Origin of the sequence: Exiguobacterium sp. A1_3_1 (assembly GCF_048985645.1) — a bacterium.
Lineage (GTDB): Bacteria > Bacillota > Bacilli > Exiguobacteriales > Exiguobacteriaceae > Exiguobacterium_A > Exiguobacterium_A indicum.
Genome location: NZ_WBYY01000294.1, coordinates 1 through 1,609, shown reverse-complemented (window position 1 = coordinate 1,609; position 1,609 = coordinate 1). Strand labels below are relative to the sequence as shown.

The following is a 1,609-nucleotide window of genomic DNA, read 5'->3' as shown; positions in this document are numbered from 1 at the left end:
CGTGGGCTCGGAGATGTGTATAAGAGACAGGTCTATGACGAGTTGCTCGAAAAAGTCGTCGCGAACACGAACAAACTCAGCATCGGTAACCCGACGGATGTCTCAAACAACGTCGGACCAGTCATCGACGCAGCAGCATTCAAGAAAATCACGTCTTACTTCGACGTCGCAAAAGAAGAAGGACGCATCGTCGCAGGTGGTACGGCAGATGATTCAACAGGATTCTTCGTCTCACCGACAGTCGTCGCGGACGTTCAACCAACGGATCGTTTGATGCAAGAAGAGATCTTTGGACCAGTCGTCGCCTTCACGAAAGCGAAAGATTTCAAAGAAGCAATCGACATCGCGAACAACACGGAATACGGATTGACAGGTGCTGTCATCACGCAAGACCGGACGAACCAAGAGTACGCGCGTGCGAACTTCCACGTCGGTAACCTCTACTTCAACCGTGGGTGCACAGGCGCAATCGTTGGCTACCAACCATTCGGTGGATTCAACATGTCTGGAACGGATTCGAAAGCGGGCGGACCAGATTACTTGACTTTACATCTTCAAGCAAAAACAACTTCAGAAATGTTCTGAAATGGTGTTTAATAGATGAAACGGGTGTGCGACCTGCATGCCCGTTTTTCTTATATCATGGAAAAAGGGGGAGCAAGGATGAACGGAATGTGGTTTGCGATTTTGTTGTATCTCGGACTGATGGTCGCACTTGGCGTCATTGCGTATTATCGGACGAAGAACATGAATGACTACATGCTTGGGGGACGTACGATTGGTCCAGTCGTCACGGCGCTCTCTGCTGGAGCAAGTGACATGAGTGGCTGGCTGTTGATGGGATTACCGGGTGCGATGTATGCAACTGGTCTGTCCAGTGGGTGGATCGTCGTTGGATTGTTACTTGGCGCATACGCCAACTGGTTACTCGTCGCGCCGCGTCTGCGTGCGTATACGGCACATGCAGGGGATGCGATCACGATTCCCGATTACTTCGAAAAACGATTCCACGATAAAAGTGGTGTCTTGCGTACTGTTTCAGCTGGAGTTATCTTAATATTCTTTATAATGTACGCATCAAGTGGCTTTGTCGCGGGTGGTCGTTTGTTCGAAGCCGTCTTTGGTCTCGAGTACACGACAGGTCTTTGGATTCTAGCGGGCGTCGTCATTGCATACGTCTTCCTCGGTGGTTTCCTTGCCGTCAGTTGGACAGACGTCGTCCAAGGGATGATCATGGTGATCGCGTTGCTGATCGTACCAGGCGTTGCCCTCGCTTTAAGCGGTGGGATCAACGAGACGCTCGAAACGATTCGGTCGACGGACGGTTCAAAGCTCGAGTTATTCAAAGGTACGACGGTCATTGGAATCGTCTCGCTACTCGCATGGGGACTCGGCTACTTTGGTCAGCCGCATATCATCGTTCGTTTCATGGCGATTCGGAACTTACACGAGATGAAGTCAGCACGTCGCGTCGGGATGATCTGGATGACGTTCTCAATCGTTGGAGCGATGGTGACAGGTTTGATCGGATATGCCTACTTCACGCAACAAAATAGTCCTTTAGGAGAACCAGAGAATGTCTTCATTCAATTATCACGCGATCTCTTCC

Annotated in this window: 2 protein-coding genes; both read left to right on the top strand. The window is 50.4% G+C overall.

Going from position 1 to position 1,609, the window contains the following annotated elements:
• Window positions 1-585 (top strand): aldehyde dehydrogenase family protein (locus F8N00_RS17865; RefSeq protein WP_421018729.1); only part of this gene is annotated, 585 nt, incomplete at its 5' end.
• 78 nt (window positions 586-663) lie between these two features.
• The coding region (locus F8N00_RS17860) for a sodium:solute symporter family transporter (RefSeq protein ID WP_421018728.1) at window positions 664-1,609 on the top strand (946 nt) is incomplete at its 3' end.